The sequence below is a fragment of the Calidifontibacter indicus genome (assembly GCF_003386865.1).
Taxonomy (GTDB): Bacteria; Actinomycetota; Actinomycetes; order Actinomycetales; family Dermatophilaceae; genus Yimella; species Yimella indica.
Map to the genome: position 1 here is coordinate 2,269,873 of NZ_QTUA01000001.1, position 18,089 is coordinate 2,287,961.

Below are 18,089 nucleotides of genomic sequence, written 5' to 3' on the forward strand. Positions count from 1 at the left end.
CAGGCCATGCGACTTGCGCTGAATGTGGGCTATTGGGGCACGACCGGCACCGACGACCTGAACGGCATGCTCGCGCTGTCGAAGGCGGCCGACGAGCACCACTACGACGTCGTCTGGCTGGCCGAGGCGTACGGCTCCGACATCCCCAGCCTCACCGGCTACCTCGCCGCGCACACCCAGAACGTCGGCTACGGCGCCGCGATCATGCAGATCCCGGGTCGCACCCCGGCGATGACCGCCATGACCGCCGCGACGCTCGACCGCATCACCGGCGGACGCTTCCACCTCGGTCTCGGGGTCTCCGGGCCCCAGGTCAGCGAGGGCTGGCACGGCGTGCGTTTCGCCGACCCGCTGGGTCGCACCCGGGAGTACGTCGAGATCGTGCGGCAGGCGCTCGGGCGCAAGAACGTCGAGTTTCACGGCAAGCACTTCGACCTGCCGCTGCCGGACGGTCCGGGCAAGTCGCTGCGCCTGCTCCTGCTGCCCGAACGCGACGACCTGCCGATCTACCTCGCCTCGCTCGGCCCGAAGAACCTCGCGCTGACCGGTGAGATCGCCGACGGCTGGATCGGCATCTTCGTCAGCCCCGAGTTCCTTCCCGAGCAGCTCGCGGTGATGGGCGAGGGGCGGCAGAAGGCCGGCAAGACGATGGACGGGTTCGACGTGGTCGCCTCCATCGGAATCAGCGTTTCGGATGACATCGATGTCGCCGCGGACCGCCTGCGAGCCCACACCGCGCTCTACGTCGGTGGCATGGGCTCGCGGGACAAGAACTTCTACCACGCGCTCGCGACCCGAATGGGGTTCGAGAAGCAGGCCGATCACGTGCAGGACCTCTACCTCGCCAAGCAGCACCGCGACGCGGCAGCGGCGGTGCCCCGGGAGTTCATCGAACGCACCGCGATGGTCGGCGACTCGGAGGCGATCCGTGCCCGCCTGCGCGCCTACGCCAAGGCCGGCGTCACGACGCTGGCGATCTCGCCGTGGATGGACAGCCTCGAGGAACGCATCGAGTTGGTCGGCCTGGTCGCACGACTGATGGACGAAGAGGGGCTGCGGTCGAAATGACGACCGTGCTGCTGCTGCGTCACGGCCGCACCGCGGCGAACGCCGGCGGCCTGCTCGCCGGCTGGACCGAGGGCATCGGGCTCGACGACACCGGTCGCGCGCAGGCCGAGGCCCTCGGCAAGCGCCTCGCCGAGGTGCCGCTCGCGGGTGTCGTCACCAGCCCCTTGCAGCGCTGCGTCGAGACCACCGACTCGGTCGTGGCCGGCCGAGACACCCCGGTGGTCGTCGACGAGGGCGTGGGGGAGTGCCACTACGGGGCGTGGACCGGTCGCCCGCTCAAGGACCTCGCCAAGGAAGACCTCTGGCGCACCGTCCAACACCGGCCGAGCGCCGCGACCTTCCCGGCGAGCGACGACTTCCGGCACGAGTCGATCGCCCAGATGCAACTGCGCGCGGTCGAGACGATGCGGCGACACGACGAGCGTTTCGCTGCCGAGGTCGGACCGCACGCGGTCTGGGCGCTGGTCTCGCACGGCGACGTCATCAAGTCGATTCTCGCCGACTGCCTCGGCGAACACCTCGACCAGTTCCAGCGCATCACCGTGGGCCCGGCGTCGCTCAGCGCCGTCCGCCTCGGCCCCGGGCGCCCGTTCGTGTTGCGGATCAACGACACCGGCAGTGACCCGTCCGATCTCGTGCCTGCACCCCAGGAGGAGGCGTCGTCGGACGCCGCCGTCGGTGGTGGCGCGACCGCGCAGGGTTAGCGCGGCGTTAGGGTCAGGTCATGCCGCTCATCGACTACGTGGATCCAGACCGGTTCGTCGCCGGCACCGTCGGACCGGCCGGTCAACGCACCTTCTTCCTGCAGGCCGTCGACGGGCGCCGGGTCACCAGCGTGTCCCTGGAGAAGGCGCAGGTGGCGATGCTCGCCGAGCGCCTCGAGGAACTGCTCGACCAACTCGGCGCTGACGACGACCTCCCGGCCATCGAGCCCGACAACGCGCCGCTCACCACCCCGATCGACGACGAGTTCCGGGTGGGCACGCTCACCCTCGCCTGGGACCCGGAATCGGGCCGGGTGCTGGTGGAGTGCCTCGACTCGACGGTGTCGGTCGAGGTCGACGAGACGGGGGAGCCGTCCGTCGCCGTCGACGAACCCGACAGCACCACCCTGCGCGTCGCCGTCAGCCCGGCGGCTGCCCGTGAATTCGCCCGGCGCGCAGGCGCTCTGCTCGAACAGGGCAGGCCACCCTGCCCGTTGTGCGGCGACCCCTTGGACCCCAGCGGACACATCTGCCCCCGTGCCAACGGATACAAACGCTGACGACCCGGTGCTGCGGCTGCTGGCCGACAGCGACCTGGAGATCGAAGGACGCCTGGTCGACGCGTCCAACCTCGCCCTGCGCGTCTGGGTGGGTGCGGGCGAGTCGCGAACTGCAGCCGTCTACAAGCCGATTCAGGGGGAGCGTCCGCTCTGGGACTTCCCCGACGGATCCCTGGCCGGGCGCGAGTTGGCTGCGTCGCTGGTGTCGGACGCCACCGGCTGGGGTTTCGTGCCCCGCACCGTGCTGCGCGACGGTCCGCTCGGTGTGGGCACCGTGCAGGAATGGGTCGGGCCGCTCGACGGGCGTGAAGACCCCGACTTCGTGCGCATCGACGAGCCGTCACACGTGCCGGCCGGCAATGTGGTCGTGCTCATGGTGCGCGACGACGCGAACCGTCCGCTCGTCGTGTCGCACAGCGACACTCCTCGGCTGCGCACGCTGGCGTTGTTCGACGCCCTGTTGAACAACGCCGACCGCAAGGCCAGCGCGCTGCTCGCCGACGGAGACGGCTTCTGGGCGATCGACCACGGTCTGTGCTTCCACGAGGAGGAGAAGCTGCGCACGGTGTTCTGGGGGTTCGCCGGCGCCCCGATCGCCGAAGCGGATCTCGCTGCGCTGCAACGCTTCTCGAACGCGTTGGACGCGGAGTGCGGTGACGAACTCGCCGAAGTGCTGACGCCGGTGGAGATCGAGGCGCTCGACGACCGCCTTCATCGCCTGCTGTCGACACGCGTGATGCCCGAGGTGCCGGACGACCGGCACCCGCTGCCGTGGCCGCTGTGGTGAGTGCGGTGCTGACGGCGCTGGTGCTGCTGCGCGCGTGATCCTCGCCACCGCAGGCCCGAGCGGTGCAGGGGTGGTCGGCCACGGGGCCTAGGCTCTACGCGTGAAGTCCTGGTCGTCGCCGTCGCTGCCCACCCTGGAGACCCCGGCACCCGCCCTGCGGATGCGGGCCGAGCTCACCGGTGAAGTGGAGCCCGTGCCGGTCGACAAGCCGGTCGGCGTCTACGTCTGCGGCATCACGCCGTACGACACCACCCACCTCGGCCACGCCGCCACCTACGTCACCTTCGACCTCGCGATCCGGGCCCTGCGCAACGCCGGACACCCGGTCACCTACGTGCAGAACGTCACCGACATCGACGACCCGTTGCTGGAGCGGGCCGCCCGCGACGGCATCGACTGGGTCGACCTCGCCCAGCGCGAGATCGAGATCTTCCACGGCGACATGGAGGCGCTGCGCAACATCGCGCCGCAGCACTATGTGGGTGTCGTCGAGACCATGCCGCGCCACGTCGAGGTGATCCTGAAACTCGTCGCCGACGGCGTCGCCTACGGGCTCCCGGTCGACGAGCCCGAGGCGGGTGCACCGGGTGTGCAGGACTTCTACCTCGACCTGTCCACCCAGCCGTCGTTCGGCGCCACCAGCGGGTGGACCCGCGAGCAGATGCTCGAGGTGTTCGCCGACCGCGGCGGCGACCCCGACCGTGCCGGCAAGCGTGACGTGCTCGACCCGTTGCTGTGGCGTGGCCGCCGTGTCGGCGAACCGCACTGGGACGGAGGCGAACTCGGCGACGGCCGTCCGGGCTGGCACCTGGAATGCACCACGATCGCGCTCGACCACCTCGGCATCTCGTTCACCCTGCAGGGTGGCGGCACCGACCTGGTGTTCCCGCACCACGAGATGTCGGCCGTGCAGGCCGAGGCGCTCACCGGCAAGTCGCCGTTCGCACGCCGCTACGCGCACCAGGCGATGGTGGCGTACGACGGCGAGAAGATGAGCAAGTCGCTCGGCAACCTGGTGAAGGTGTCGGTGCTGCGCGCGGCCGGCGTCGACCCGATGGCGGTGCGCCTGGCGGTGCTCGACCACCACTACGGCACCGACTGGGAGTACACCGACGACCAGCTGACCCGTGCGCAGGAGCGGCTCGCCACCTGGCGCGACGTCGCGGCGCGGGCGGGTGACACCGATGCCGACGACCTGATCGCCACGATCACCGCAGCGCTGGCCGAAGACCTCGATTCGCCGTCCGCGCTGGCCGCCGTCGACGCCTGGGCGGCCCGCAACGTTCAGGCGGAGTCGGGCGACTCCCCGCGGGTGCGCGCCGCGATCGACGCCGTGCTCGGTGTCGCACTCTGACAATCGCGCTCTGAGACCGGGCTACTGGTCCTCGTCGCGCCGACGCAGGTACTTCTCGAACTCGCGCGCGATCGCGTCACCGCTCGCCTCGGGTAGATCGGTGGTGTCCTGCGCCTGCTCCAGCGCCTGCACGTATTCGGCGACCTCGTCGTCGTTGGCGGCCAGGTCGTCGACCCCGCGCTGCCACGCCGCCGCCGCGTCGGGCAGGTCGGCGTGCTCGATCACGGCGTCGAGGAGTTCCTCGAGCTTCACCACCATCGCCAAGGTCGCCTTGGGCGAAGGCGCCGCGGCAGCGTAGTGGGGGATGGCCGCCCAGGCCGACAGGGTGGTGATGCCGGTGCGACCCGCGGTGTCGGTCAGCACGCCCACGATGCCGGTCGGGCCTTCGTAGCGGCTCGGCTCGACGTCGTAGCGCTGCTGGATGTCGGGGTGCTCGGCGGTGACCGTGATCGGCAGCGGACGGGTGTGCGGGACGTCCGCGAGCAGACCACCGAGCGTGATGATCATCGTCGTGTCGGTCTCGACCGCCAACGACAGCAGCTCGGACGTGAACTGCATCCACCGGAACGACGGCTCGATGCCGTGCACCAGCAGCACATCGCGGTCGAGCGGGGTGTCACGGGCGAGGTAGATGCGGGTGGTCGGCCACTCGACCTGCCGTGACCCCGGTTCGCCCGTGACCCGGGGGCGGTTGACCTGGAAGTCGTAGTAGTCGGCCGGGTCGATCGCGGCCACCAGCTCGGCGTCCCACACCTCGATGAGGTGCGCGATGGTGCTGGACGAAACCTCGCCGGCGTCGTTCCACCCTTCGAACGCCGCGATCATGATCGGGTCGTCCAGCAGTGGAATGTCCTCGATCTCGATCACGCGACTTCGTCCTCCGGGGCCGGGAAGCAGCTGAGGAAACAGCTGTCCCCACCAGCCTACGGAGTGACCGGGGCCGCAGGTGCAGCCCCCGGGGATCACGCGGCCGTGTCGTAAACTCGGTCGACTCTACGAAGGGAACAACAACAGTGAGCAGCCGCTCCGACTCCCGCTCCGAGACCATCGAGCGCGACCGCAGCCACCAGCGTCCGGACGCCACTCCCGAACTGACCGAGGCCCTCAGCTCCCGCATGCTGATCCTCGACGGATCGATGGGTGTGTTCATCCAACGGCACAAGCTCTCGGAGGAAGAGTTCCGCGGTGAGCGGTTCGCCGACTGGCACCTCGACGTCAAGGGCAACAACGACCTCCTGTCGATCACGCGCCCGGAGTTGATCGCCGACATCCACCGCGCCTACCTCGACGCCGGCGCCGACATCATCGAGACGAACACCTTTTCGGCACAACGCATCTCGATGGCCGACTACGGCATGGAAGACCTCTCCTACGAGCTCAACCACGCCTCCGCGGTGCTCGCCCGCACCGAGGCCGACAAGGCCTCGACCGAGGACAAGCCGCGCTATGTCGCCGGCGCACTCGGCCCGACGAACCGCACCGCGTCCATCTCGCCCGACGTCAACGACCCGGGCGCGCGCAACATCAGCTACGAACAGCTCGTCGACGCCTACCTGGAGCAGGCGCAGGGGCTGGTCGACGGCGGGGCAGACCTCCTGCTGGTCGAGACGATCTTCGACACCCTCAACGCGAAGGCCGCGATCTTCGCCCTGGAGACCCTCTTCGAGCAGGAGGGACGTCGCTGGCCGGTGATCATCTCCGGCACGATCACCGACGCGTCCGGTCGCACCCTGTCCGGGCAGGTCACGGAGGCCTTCTGGAACAGCGTCCGGCATGCCAAACCGCTGGCCGTCGGTTTCAACTGCGCCCTCGGTGCCGCCGACATGCGGCCGTATGTGGCGGAGCTGGCGAAGGTGGCCGACTCGTTCGTGTCGGTCTACCCGAACGCCGGCCTGCCGAACGCCTTCGGTGAGTACGACGAGACGCCCGAGGCCATGGCCGAGGTGGTGGGCGGCTTCGCCAAGGATGGCCTCGTCAACATCCTCGGCGGTTGCTGCGGCACCACGCCCGAACACATCAGCGCGATCGCCGAGATCGTCGACGGGGTCGCACCGCGCGGGGTGGGTGAGGTCGACCCGGAGCTGCGGCTGTCGGGTCTGGAACCGTTCAACGTCGGCCCCGACTCGCTGTTCGTCAACGTCGGCGAGCGCACCAACATCACCGGTTCGGCCCGCTTCCGCAAGCTGATCAGGGAGGGCGACTACCCGACCGCTCTCAGCGTCGCGCGCCAGCAGGTCGAGGCCGGCGCGCAGGTCATCGACATCAACATGGACGAGGGGATGATCGACGGCATCGAGGCGATGGACCGCTTCTGCAAGTTGATCGCGTCCGAGCCCGACATCAGCCGGGTGCCGGTGATGATCGACTCCTCCAAGTGGGACGTCATCGAGGCCGGTCTGCGCTGCGTGCAGGGCAAGGCGATCGTCAACTCCATCTCGATGAAGGAGGGTGTCGCGCCGTTCGTCGAACACGCCAAGCTGTGTCGCAAGTACGGCGCCGCGGTCGTGGTGATGGCGTTCGACGAGGACGGTCAGGCCGACACCATCGAACGGCGCAAGGACATCTGCGCACGGGCCTACAAGATCCTGACCGAGGAGGTCGGGTTCCCCGCCGAGGACATCATTTTCGACCCGAACATCTTCGCGGTGGCGACGGGCATCGAGGAGCACGCCAACTACGGGGTCGACTTCATCGAGGCGACCCGCTGGATCAAGCAGAACCTGCCGGGCGCTCTGGTCTCCGGCGGCGTCTCCAACGTCTCGTTCAGCTTCCGCGGCAACAACCCGGTGCGTGAGGCGATCCACTCGGTGTTCCTCTACCACGCCATCGCGGCCGGCATGGACATGGGAATCGTCAACGCCGGTGCGCTGGTCGTCTACGACCAGATCGACCCCGAACTGCGTGAGCGCATCGAGGACGTCGTGCTCAACCGCCGTCCGGATGCCACCGAGCGGCTGCTGGAGATCGCCGCCGAGCACAACAAGGCGGGGGAGGCCCAAGACCCGAACGCCGGGCTCGAGTGGCGTGACCTGCCGGTGCGCGAGCGGATCACGCATGCCCTGGTGAAGGGCATCGACGACTTCGTCGTCGATGACACCGAGGAGATGCGGGTCGAGCTCGCCGCGGCCGGCGAGCGCCCTCTGAACGTCATCGAGGGCCCGCTGATGGACGGCATGGGCGTCGTCGGCGACCTCTTCGGCGCCGGCAAGATGTTCCTGCCGCAGGTGGTGAAGTCAGCCCGCGTGATGAAAAAGGCTGTGGCACACCTCATTCCGTTCATCGAGGCGGAGAAGAAGCCGGGTGACGCCGCGCACTCCAAGGGCAAGATCGTCATGGCGACGGTCAAGGGCGACGTCCACGACATCGGCAAGAACATCGTCGGCGTCGTGCTGCAGTGCAACAACTACGACGTCGTCGACCTCGGTGTCATGGTGCCGACCGCGAAGATTCTCGAGACGGCCAAGGCCGAGAATGCCGACATCATCGGCCTGTCCGGCCTCATCACCCCGTCGCTGGACGAGATGGTCGGTGTCGCCGAGGAGATGGAACGCCAGGGCTTCGAGATCCCGCTGCTGCTCGGTGGCGCCACGACGTCCCGGGCACACACCGCGGTGCGTGTGACGCCGAAGTATCACGGCCCCGTCGTGTGGGTGAAGGACGCGTCGCGCTCGGTGCCCACCGCTTCTGCGTTGTTGTCCGACAGCCGCAAGCAGGCCTTCCTGGACGAGGTCGAGAAGGACTACGAGTCGATCCGGCGACGGCACGCGGCCAAGAAGAACGACCGTCCGCTGGTGTCGTACGAGAAGGCCGTCGCGGCGGCGCCGGCGATCGACTGGTCGGGTTACCAGCCGCCGCGGCCGCGGCTGCTGCTCACCCAGGACGAGCACATCGGCAACGACCAGTTGCACGGCCAGGTGCGCAGTTGGACCAAGGTGGTGCGTAAGTACTCCATCGCAACCTTGCGCGAGTACATCGACTGGCAGCCGTTCTTCAACGCCTGGGAGATGAAGGGGCGCTTCCCCGACATCCTCAACAACCCGGCCACCGGTGAGACGGCCCGCAAGTTGTACGACGACGCCAACGCCATGCTCGACCGGATCGAGAAGGAGGACTGGCTCGACGCGTCGGGTGTGGTCGGATTCTTCCCGGCGAACGCCGTCGGTGACTCGATCGAGGTCTACACCGATGAGTCGCGTGCGCAGGTGCGCACCATGCTGCACCACCTGCGCCAGCAAGGCCAGCACCGCGAGGGCGTCGCGAACAAGTCGCTCGCCGACTTCATCGCGCCGAAGCACACCGGGTTGCGCGACTACATCGGCGGGTTCGCGGTCACCGCGGGCCTCGGTGCGGCCGACCGCATCAAGGAGTTCAAGGAAGCCATCGACGACTACTCCGCGATCCTGCTCGAGTCGGTGGCCGACCGCCTTGCCGAAGCGTTCGCGGAGCGGATGCACGAGGTGGTGCGCCACGAACTCTGGGGCTACGCGGCCGACGAGCACCTCAGCAACGATGACCTGATCGCCGAGAAGTACCGCGGCATCCGCCCCGCCCCGGGCTACCCGGCCTGCCCCGACCACACCGAGAAGCAGACCCTGTGGGAGTTGCTCGACGTGCAGGCGCAGACTGGCATCGAACTCACCGAGTCGATGGCGATGTGGCCGGGCGCGTCGGTGTCGGGGTGGTACTTCTCCCACCCGCAGTCGCAGTACTTCGTGGTCGGACGGGTCGGCCGTGACCAGGTGGAGTCGTACGCGCAGCGCAAGGGCTGGACCCTCGCCGAGGCGGAGAAGTGGTTGTCGCCGAACCTCGGCTACGAGCCGGAGGACTGAACGGTGCCAGACCTGCCCAAGGCCACGCTGTGGGACATGGACGGCACGCTCGTCGACACCGAGCCGTATTGGATGAACGCCGAGCACGAACTGGTCGGCGAGTTCGGCGGGGTGTGGAACGACGACCTGGCACACCTGCTCGTGGGCAACCCGTTGCTCGTGTCGGCGCAGGTCATCCGCGACAACTCACCCGTGACGCTGGCCCCGGAGCAGATCGTCGACCGGTTGCTCGAGTCGGTGATCCGGCAGATGCGCGAGCACATCCCGTGGCGTCCGGGCGCCGCCGAGTTGTTGAACGAGGCTGTGGCACAAGGGATTCCGAACGCGCTGGTGACGATGTCGTATGCGTCGTTCGCTCAGGTGCTGGTCGAGGAACTACCTGAGGGCACCTTCAGCGCGATCGTCACCGGCGATGCCGTGACCCACGGCAAGCCGCACCCGGAGCCTTACCTCAAGGCGGTTGAGGCCCTCGGTGTCGATCCGATCGACTGCCTCGCGGTGGAGGACTCGCCGACGGGAGCGCGCTCTGCGGTCGACTCCGGTGCCCGCACCGTGGCCGTGCCACATATCGTCGCGGTGCCCGACGAGGTCGGCGCGGCGAAGGTCGACACGCTCGCTGGTCAGAGCCTCGAGTCACTCTGGCGGATCGCGCAGACCTGACGGTCAGTCGTCGACCTCGGGGGTGCCGGCGACCGACGGGTCGACAGCGCGTCCGGCGGCCTGGGCGGGCAGCGGCGGGGGAGTGCCGCCGAACGCGGGGCAGATCGCCTGGTGATTGCACCAGTCGCACAAACGCGAGGTCGACGGGCGCCAGTCTCCGGTGCGGGCCGAGCGCTCGATGGCGGCCCACAGCGCCTGCACCTTGCGCTCGGTGGCCAGCAACTCCTGCTCGTCGGGCGCGTAGCGCACGATCTCGCTGTTGCCGAGGTAGACCAACTGGAGCAGCTTGGGAATCTCGCCGCGCGTGCGCCACAGCACGAGGGCGTAGAACTTCATCTGGAACAGCGCCTTGGCCTCGAACAACGGGGACGGCGAGCGACCGGTCTTGTAGTCGACCACCCGCATCTCGCCGGTCGGGGCGACGTCGAGCCGGTCGACGTAGCCACGGAAGGTGAGCCCGTCGAGTTCGACCTGGACGTACAGCTCGCGTTCGGCCGGCTCGAGCCGCGTCGGGTCTTCCAGCGCGAACCACCGCTCGACCAAGCCCCGTGCCGGCGCCAACCAGTCGCCGAGGTCACCCTCGACCAACTGCGCGAGCTCGGGATCGTCGGCGACCAGCGCCTCCCATTGCGGCTGCAGCAGGCTGTGCGCGTGCGCAAGGGTTCGCGAGGCCGCCTCGACGTCGAACAACCTCTCCAGCACCGCGTGCACGAGCGTGCCGCGTGCAGCGGCGGCAGAGCGGGGCTCGGGCAGCCGATCGACGACCCGGAAGCGGTAGAGCAACGGACACTGCATGTAGTCGGCAGCACGGCTCGGGGAGATCGCCGGTTTGACGACGGTGACCGAGACTTCTTGGGCGAGCGTGCTGTCCTGCATGTCCTGGACTCTAGGCGCGGGCGCCGACAACCGCAGCGCGGGCCGGACGGCATCGGACCTCCACAGGCGCGGCAGTTAACCTTTCGAACATGAATCGCAACGCCGCCCCCGGTCTGAAGATCGGTTCCCTGCGCGGCGTGCCCGTGTTCATCGGCAGTTCATGGGTGCTCATCGCGATCGTCATCGTGGCGACGTTCGGCCCTCAGGTGCAGCGGGCGTTGCCCGAGCTCGGCGGTCTGGCCTACGTCGTGGCGCTGGCCTATGTCCTCGGCCTCCTGCTCTCGGTGCTCGTGCACGAGGCCGCCCACACGCTGGCCGGCCAATGGCGCGGTTTCGAGGTGCACCAGATCGTCGCCGATCTCTGGGGCGGTCACACGTCGTTCACCCGTGAGGACAGCTCCCCGGCCAGCAGCGCGATCGTCGCCGTCGTCGGACCCCTGTCCAACGCCCTGCTCGCCGTCGCCGGGTGGGGCGCTCTGCAGTTCGGTCTGCCCGATGTCGCCCATCTCCTGGTCGTCGCGTTCACCTGGGCCAACGCGCTGGTGGCGGCGTTCAACCTGCTCCCCGGCTTCCCGCTCGACGGCGGCCATCTGGTCGAGGCGGCGGTGTGGGGCGCCACCGGCAATCGCAACAAGGGCACCGTCGCCGCCGGCTGGTGCGGACGCTTGGTCACCCTGGCCGTGGTCGGCGTGCTTGTCGTCTGGCCGCTGGTCAACGGCCGGCCGCTGTCGATGATCGGCACCGTGTGGGTCGCTCTCATCGCCTCGTTCATGTGGTTCGGTGCGTCGTCCGCGGTGCAACGGGGCAAGGTCAACAACCAGCTCGGCGCGGTCGCGCTCGGTGACATCCTGCGTCCGCTGGCGGTCGCCGCCGCCGACATCACGGTGGCCAACCTGCCGCCGGCCGACACCCTCTTGGTCGGAGGCGATCAACAAGCGGCGGGGTTCGTGCCCGCGGGCAGCGCGATGGCCGTGCCGATCGAACGTCGTGCCTCGACCCCGGCGCACGCCTTGATGATCGTGCCGACCGGCCCGTGGTTGGTGCAGGTCGAGAACGAGAACACCGCCGGTCACGACCTCGGCGCCCTCGTCGAGCACGCGTCCCGGCACGGCGGGGTCGCCGAACGCACGGTCGTCCTGACCGCGGACGGACGCCCCCTGGGCTGGATCGCCCGCGACGACCTGATCAACGCGGTGAGCCGGGCGCTGACCTGAGCCGCCTCCGCCGCGGTCGCTTCGACCGAATTCGTCCGCGGCGCGGCCGACCCTAGACTTGGCGCCCATGACCGAAGCACCCGACAGCCCGCTCGGCGCCCACCTGCGCCGCGGCCCCTTCACCGAGGGCGAACGCGTCCAGCTCACCGACCCGAAGGGGCGGATGCACACGATCACCCTGGGTGCCGGCAAGCAGTTCCACACCCACCGCGGCTACCTCAGCCACGACGAGCTGATCGGCAGCCCCGATGGCACCACGATCACCAACACCGCGGGCGTGGAGTATCTCGCGCTGCGGCCGCTGCTGCCCGACTACGTGCTGTCGATGCCGCGCGGCGCCGCCGTCGTCTACCCCAAGGACGCCGGCCAGATCGTCACGATGGGCGACATCTTCCCGGGCGCTCGGGTGGTCGAGGCCGGCGTCGGCTCGGGCGCGTTGTCGATGTCGCTGCTGCGCGCGGTCGGCGACCAGGGACGGCTCTACTCCTTCGAGCGCCGTGACGACTTCGCTCAGATCGCCCGCGGCAACGTGAATGCCTTCTTCGGCGGCGAACACCCCGGCTGGACCGTGACCGTCGGTGACCTGGTCGACGCCCTCCCCACCACTGTCGAGGCCGGCACCATCGACCGGGTCGTGCTCGACATGCTGGCGCCCTGGGACTGCCTGGGCGTCGTCGGTGACGCGCTCGCCCCCGGCGGCCTGCTCATCTGTTATGTCGCCACCGCGACTCAGCTGTCCCGCACCGCGGAGGCGATGCGTGATCACGGTGGTTTCACCGAGCCGCAGGCCTGGGAGTCGCTGGTGCGCGGTTGGCACCTCGAGGGACTCGCGGTGCGACCCGAGCACCGCATGCACGGCCACACCGGCTTCCTCGTCTCCACCCGGCGCCTCGCTCCGGGCGTCACGCCGCCGGTGCGCAAGCGCCGTCCGAGCAAGGGTGCGGCCGACGGCTACGACGAGGCCGACGTGCAGGCCGTGCTCCCGTCGGGCGAGTGGAGCCCGCAGGACGTGGGGGAGCGCCCGGTCTCGGACAAGAAGGTGCGCAAGCTGGCGCGTTCATTTGGTGAGCCGCACCAGGATTCGACCCGCTCGGAGAGTTAGGGTCGAAGTCGGAGCCGTCGACGAAGGGATAGTGACGTGTCCGACGAACAGCGCCCCAGCGGCGATGCCGCCCGCTTCGACGAGGTGCAGAGTCTGCGCGCCGAGGTCGAGGCCCTCCGTTCACGTGTCACCGGGTCGGCGCAGCGTGCCGAACAGGATCAGAAGATCCGGCAGTTGCAGTCGGCGCAGGCGACCCTGTCGACCCAGAACGAACGTCTCGTCCGCACCTTGAAGGACGCGCGCGAGCAGATCGTCTCGCTCAAGGGCGAGATCGACCGGCTCGCCCAGCCGCCGGCGTCGTTCGGCATCATCCTGCAGCGCAACGACGCCGCCGACAGCGGTGAGGTCGAGACGGTCGACATTCTCACCTCGGGCCGCAAGATGCGCGTTGCGGTGAGCCCGACCATCGAACTCGACCAGTTGGTGCCCGGGCGGGAGGTCGTGCTCAACGAGGCCCTCAACGTGGTGCGCGCGCTCGGCTACGAGAACGTCGGGGAACTCGTGCAGTGCAAGGAGTTCCTCGGCGACGACCGGGTGCTCGTCGTGCTGCACGGCGACGAGGAGCGGGTCTGCCGCGTGGCCGACGTGCTCAAGGGGGTGAAGGTGCGCATCGGCGACTCCCTGTTGCTCGACGCGCGCAGCAACTTCGTCTTCGAGCGCATCCCGAAGGCCGAGGTGGCCGACCTCGTGCTGGAGGAGGTGCCCGACATCCGTTACGAGGACATCGGTGGCCTCGCCGGTCAGATCGAACAGATCCGCGACGCGGTCGAGATGCCGTACCTGCACGCCGAACTCTTCCGCGAGCACGCGCTGCGGCCGCCGAAGGGCGTGCTGCTCTACGGCCCTCCCGGCTGCGGCAAGACGATGATCGCGAAGGCGGTCGCCGCCTCGCTCGCGCGCAAGGTCGCCGAGAGGACCGGGCAGGAAGAGGCCAAGAGCTACTTCCTGAACATCAAGGGTCCGGAACTGCTCAACAAGTACGTCGGCGAGACCGAACGCCACATCCGGCTGATCTTCCAGCGCGCCCGGGAGGCGTCGTCGGGCGGCAACCCCGTGGTGGTGTTCTTCGACGAGATGGAGTCGCTGTTCCGCACCCGCGGCTCCGGCGTGAGCTCCGACGTCGAGACGACGATCGTGCCGCAGCTGCTGGCCGAGATCGACGGCGTGGAGAAGCTCGAGAACGTCATCGTCATCGGCGCGTCCAACCGCGAGGACATGATCGACCCGGCCATCCTGCGTCCGGGCCGGCTCGACGTGAAGATCAAGATCGAACGCCCAGATGCCCAGTCGGCGCACGAGATCTTCGGCAAGTACCTCACCGCCGACCTCCCGCTGCACGCCAACGACCTCGCCGAGAACAGCGGCGACCGTCAGGCGACGGTGGAGGCGATGATCCAGGCCGCGGTCGAGCGGATGTACGCCGAGATCGACGAGAACCGCTTCCTGGAGGTCACCTACGCCAGCGGCGACAAGGAGATCCTCTACTTCAAGGACTTCAACTCCGGCGCGATGGTGCAGAACATCGTCGACCGCGCCAAGAAGATGGCGATCAAGGACCAACTGACGACGGGCGCCAAGGGCATCCGGGTCGAGCACCTCCTGGAGAGCTGCGTGGTGGAGTTCAAGGAGAACGAAGACCTGCCCAACACCACCAACCCGGACGACTGGGCACGCATCTCGGGCAAGAAGGGGGAACGGATCACGTACATCCGCACTCTCATCGACGGCAAGCAGGGCGGTGGATCCGCAAAAGCGATCGATTCGGTCGCCACCACCGGCCAGTACCTCTGACGAAACGGTGACCGCGAACACTGAGGTGTGACCTGAATGCCGAAACCACGCCGATGATGCTCGTGCTCATCGGGCTCATCTGCGCCGGACTGATCCAGTTCCATCGTTCACGTGGTGCCGAACCGTGGGCTGGTCACCCGGATCGAACGCCGCCTCGACGCGGACGGTGGGCGCTCCCGGCTGTCCGCCCTGTTCGGCTACTGATCGATCACGGAGTCTTCGCCGAGCGGCTCGCCAGCAGGTGGCGCACCGCCCGCCATCCGATGAGGAACACCGCGAGCACGACGCTCGCCACGACGATGAACGAGAACGCCGTGCCCTTGTCGGTGAAGTGACGGATCAGCATCCCGAAACACACCGTCGACACCCACACGGTCACGCCCGAGGCCACCGACACCGGGATGACCCGCGACCAGTTGAAGTAGGCGATCAGCCAACCGATGGCCAGTCCGGCCAGGAACGGCCACGCCGTATCCAGCGCTCCCGCAACGGGATCGGCTTCGTCGTGCGACCGGCGTCCGATGGCTGCGAAGACCGTGACCAGCGCCGCGTCGAGCAGGAAGAAGGCCCACAGCAGGGCCGACTGGCGAGCACGCGCACTCATCGGTGCTGCCACCAGTCGATGAGCTGGTCGGCGATCTCCATCCGCGCCTGATGCCCGCAACTGGTGGCCCCCGGCATGTTGAGGAAGCCGTGCGGCACCTGGTAGTAGCGCGTGAGTCGCACCTCGTTGCCGGCGTGGCGCAGCTTGTGGGCGTAGTCGATGCCTTCGTCCCGCAGCGGGTCCATTTCCGCGGTCTGCACCAGCGCCGGGGCCAACCCGCGCAGGTCACCCCGCGCGGGCGAAAGCACCGCGGACTCGGCCTCGATCCCGCTGCCGGACAGGTAGAGGTCCTTGTAGCGGTCGATGTCGTCGCCGGTGAGGCCGGGCGCGTTGCGCATCGTGTGCTCGATCGACAGGTCGGTCGCGGGGTAGATCAGCACCTGACCGACGAGGTCCTTGCGGTGGTCGCGGGCGTGCTGCGCCACCAAGGCCGAGAGGTTGCCGCCCGCACTGTCACCACCGACGACGATGCGCGGGGAGGTCGTGCCGCATTCCGACGGCGCCGCCGCGAGCCAGTCGAAGACGTCGAGGCAGTCGTGCAGGCCGTTCGGAGCCTTGTGCTCGGGCGCCTTGCGGTAGTCGGGTGCGAGCACCGTCGCGTCGCACCGGCCGGCCAGCATCGACAGCATCGAGTCGTAGTCCTGCGGGCGCCCCAGCACCCACCCGCCACCGTGCAGGTAGAGCAGCACCCGGTCGGTGCGCCGTCCGGTGCGGTAGCGGCGCACCGGGATCTCGTGGCCCGACCGGCCACGCACGGTGAACCCGTCGATCTGCACCCCCTTGGTGAGACTTCCGATCACGAGCGAGGCGGGGAAGCGCGGCGCCGGCGAGAGGGCGCGGTTGACCGCGATCTGCTCGAGGGTCATGTCCGCGACGCTGCCGCTGCGTCCACGTGCATAGCAGAGCAGGCGGGTGCGCAACGGCATTCCGGCGGTGTCGGTCCAGGAAGTGGGGGACATGCGGCAAGTCTGCTGGATGACCACCCGCCACGGGCCTGCCGGGGTCGCTCCTAGGGTGGGGTGCATGACCGTGCGCCGTGTGATGGGAATCGAGACCGAGTACGGGATCTCACAGCCCGGCGACCCGAGCGCCAACCCGATGGTGCTCTCGGGTCGAGTCGTCACTGCCTATGCCCGCGAACTCGGCCTGCGCGCCGCTCAGACCGGGTGGGACTACGCCGACGAAGCGCCGCTGCAGGACGCCCGCGGCTGGGCGATGGACCGGGAGTTCGCCGACCCCAGCCAGTTGACCGACGCCGAAGACCCGACGATGGCGAACGTCGTGCTGGGCAACGGCGCCCGGCTGTACGTCGACCACGCCCACCCGGAGTACAGCTCACCGGAGGTGACCGGCCCGCTTGCGGCCGTCACCTGGGACCGCGCCGGTGAGCTCGTGATGCGGGAGGCGGCCCGCCTGCTCAACCAGCCCGGCATGCCGCCGCTGAACCTCTACAAGAACAACACCGACGGCAAGGGCGCCTCCTACGGCACCCACGAGAACTACCTCATGCGCCGGCTGACCCCGTTCGCCGACATCGTGAAGGGACTCATCCCGTTCTTCGTGTCCCGCCAGGTGATCTGCGGCTCGGGCAAGGTCGGCATCGGCACCGAGTCGCAGCGTCCGGGCTTCCAGTTGTCGCAGCGCGCCGACTTCTTCGAGACGGAGGTCGGGCTCGAGACCACCTTGAAGCGGCCGATCATCAACACCCGCGACGAACCCCACGCGGTGACCGAGAAGTACCGCCGGCTGCACGTCATCATCGGCGACGCCAACCACTGCGACGTCGCGAACTTCCTCAAGCTCGGCACCACCAGCCTGGTGCTCGCGATCATCGAGGCCGGCGCGGTCACCCGCGACCTCAGCCTGCGCGAGCCGGTCGCGGCGCTGCAACAGATCTCGCACGACCCGAGCCTGCGCACCACCGTCCGGTTGGAGGACGGTCGTGAGCTCACCGCCGTGCAGATCCAGCGCGAGTACCTCGCGATGGTCACCGATTGGCTCGAGGCCACCTACGGCTCGGACGTCGATTCCGAGACCGCCGAGGTGGTGCGCCGGTGGGGGCAGACCCTCGACACCCTCGCCACCGACCCGATGAACGCCGCGGCCGACCTCGACTGGGTTGCCAAACTGCAACTGCTGCAAGGGTTTCGCAACCGCGGCATCGAGTGGGCCGATCCCAAGCTGCGCGCGATCGACATCCAGTGGAGCGACGTGCGGGCCGACAAGGGCATCTTCCACAAGCTCGCCGCGGGTGGCCGTTTCACCGAACTCGTCTCGGCGGAGGCCGTCGCCGCGGCCGTGCACAACCCGCCGGAAGACACCCGCGCCTACTTCCGGGGCCGCGCCGTGACGCAGTTCCCCGATCAGATCGCCGCCGCGTCGTGGGACTCGGTGATCTTCGACGTGCCGCAACGTCGCACCATGCAGCGGGTGCCGATGCTCGAGCCGTTGCGCGGCACCCGGGAGCACGTCGGCGAGCTGTTCGACCGCGCCGCCAGCGCCGACGAACTGCTCAACGAACTGCTGCGCTGAGCCGGCCC

Annotated in this window: 15 protein-coding genes; 11 read left to right on the forward strand and 4 right to left on the reverse strand. The window is 68.8% G+C overall.

What is annotated here, in order from left to right; genetic code table 11:
• The first annotated feature begins 6 nt into the window (after positions 1-6).
• The 5 genes from DFJ65_RS10760 (at position 7) to mshC (ending at position 4,473) form a co-directional block, all read left to right on the forward strand.
• Positions 7-1,068: an LLM class F420-dependent oxidoreductase gene (locus DFJ65_RS10760; protein WP_115923022.1), complete on the forward strand. Its 1,062-nt coding sequence runs from the start codon at positions 7-9 to the stop codon at positions 1,066-1,068.
• The gene (locus DFJ65_RS10765) at positions 1,065-1,772 is read left to right on the forward strand and encodes an MSMEG_4193 family putative phosphomutase (protein WP_115923023.1); all 708 of its coding nucleotides are present in this window, start codon (positions 1,065-1,067) and stop codon (positions 1,770-1,772) included. Before DFJ65_RS10760 ends, DFJ65_RS10765 begins: the two co-directional genes overlap by 4 nt.
• Positions 1,773-1,792: 20 nt before the next feature.
• Positions 1,793-2,332 carry a DUF3090 family protein gene (locus DFJ65_RS10770; RefSeq protein WP_115923024.1) on the forward strand — a complete coding sequence of 180 codons (540 nt, stop codon included), beginning with the start codon at positions 1,793-1,795 and terminating at the stop codon, positions 2,330-2,332.
• Positions 2,310-3,119, forward strand: a complete 810-nt coding sequence (locus DFJ65_RS10775; protein WP_170144061.1) for an SCO1664 family protein — start codon at positions 2,310-2,312, stop codon at positions 3,117-3,119. Before DFJ65_RS10770 ends, DFJ65_RS10775 begins: the two co-directional genes overlap by 23 nt.
• 100 nt (positions 3,120-3,219) lie before the next feature.
• Positions 3,220-4,473, forward strand: coding sequence for a cysteine--1-D-myo-inosityl 2-amino-2-deoxy-alpha-D-glucopyranoside ligase (gene mshC, locus DFJ65_RS10780; RefSeq protein ID WP_115923026.1), 1,254 nt, complete (start codon positions 3,220-3,222; stop codon positions 4,471-4,473).
• Between the two features lie 21 nt (positions 4,474-4,494).
• Here mshC and DFJ65_RS10785 read toward each other — a convergent pair whose 3' ends face one another.
• Complete coding sequence (locus DFJ65_RS10785; RefSeq protein WP_115923027.1) at positions 4,495-5,340, reverse strand: PAC2 family protein; 846 nt, start codon at positions 5,338-5,340, stop codon at positions 4,495-4,497.
• Between the two features lie 248 nt (positions 5,341-5,588).
• On the opposite strand from DFJ65_RS10785, the gene metH reads away from it, so the two are divergent.
• Both metH and DFJ65_RS10795 read left to right on the forward strand, forming a co-directional pair.
• Entirely contained in the window at positions 5,589-9,302 is a 3,714-nt protein-coding gene (gene metH, locus DFJ65_RS10790; RefSeq protein WP_245950425.1) for a methionine synthase, read from the forward strand.
• Positions 9,303-9,305: 3 nt separating this feature from the next.
• Entirely contained in the window at positions 9,306-9,962 is a 657-nt protein-coding gene (locus DFJ65_RS10795; RefSeq protein ID WP_115923029.1) for an HAD family hydrolase, read from the forward strand.
• Positions 9,963-9,965: 3 nt separating this feature from the next.
• Here the strand turns inward: DFJ65_RS10795 and DFJ65_RS10800 are convergent, their stop codons facing one another.
• Positions 9,966-10,838 carry a RecB family exonuclease gene (locus DFJ65_RS10800; protein ID WP_115923030.1) on the reverse strand — a complete coding sequence of 291 codons (873 nt, stop codon included), beginning with the start codon at positions 10,836-10,838 and terminating at the stop codon, positions 9,966-9,968.
• Positions 10,839-10,927: 89 nt separating this feature from the next.
• Between DFJ65_RS10800 and DFJ65_RS10805 the strand changes: the two genes are divergently transcribed.
• From DFJ65_RS10805 to arc, 3 genes are all read left to right on the forward strand, one after another.
• Entirely contained in the window at positions 10,928-12,052 is a 1,125-nt protein-coding gene (locus DFJ65_RS10805) for a site-2 protease family protein (protein WP_115923031.1), read from the forward strand.
• A gap of 67 nt (positions 12,053-12,119) precedes the next feature.
• Positions 12,120-13,154 carry a tRNA (adenine-N1)-methyltransferase gene (locus DFJ65_RS10810; RefSeq protein ID WP_115923032.1) on the forward strand — a complete coding sequence of 345 codons (1,035 nt, stop codon included), beginning with the start codon at positions 12,120-12,122 and terminating at the stop codon, positions 13,152-13,154.
• Between the two features lie 36 nt (positions 13,155-13,190).
• The gene (gene arc / locus DFJ65_RS10815; RefSeq protein WP_115923033.1) at positions 13,191-14,945 is read left to right on the forward strand and encodes a proteasome ATPase; all 1,755 of its coding nucleotides are present in this window, start codon (positions 13,191-13,193) and stop codon (positions 14,943-14,945) included.
• Positions 14,946-15,153: 208 nt separating this feature from the next.
• On the opposite strand, the gene DFJ65_RS10820 is transcribed toward arc, so the two are convergent.
• Entirely contained in the window at positions 15,154-15,549 is a 396-nt protein-coding gene (locus DFJ65_RS10820) for a DUF3054 domain-containing protein (protein ID WP_115923034.1), read from the reverse strand.
• Complete coding sequence (locus DFJ65_RS10825) at positions 15,546-16,508, reverse strand: alpha/beta hydrolase (RefSeq protein WP_170144062.1); 963 nt, start codon at positions 16,506-16,508, stop codon at positions 15,546-15,548. Before DFJ65_RS10825 ends, DFJ65_RS10820 begins: the two co-directional genes overlap by 4 nt.
• Before the next feature lie 64 nt (positions 16,509-16,572).
• On the opposite strand from DFJ65_RS10825, the gene dop reads away from it, so the two are divergent.
• Positions 16,573-18,081, forward strand: a complete 1,509-nt coding sequence (gene dop, locus DFJ65_RS10830) for a depupylase/deamidase Dop (protein WP_281269870.1) — start codon at positions 16,573-16,575, stop codon at positions 18,079-18,081.
• Positions 18,082-18,089 lie beyond the last annotated feature (8 nt).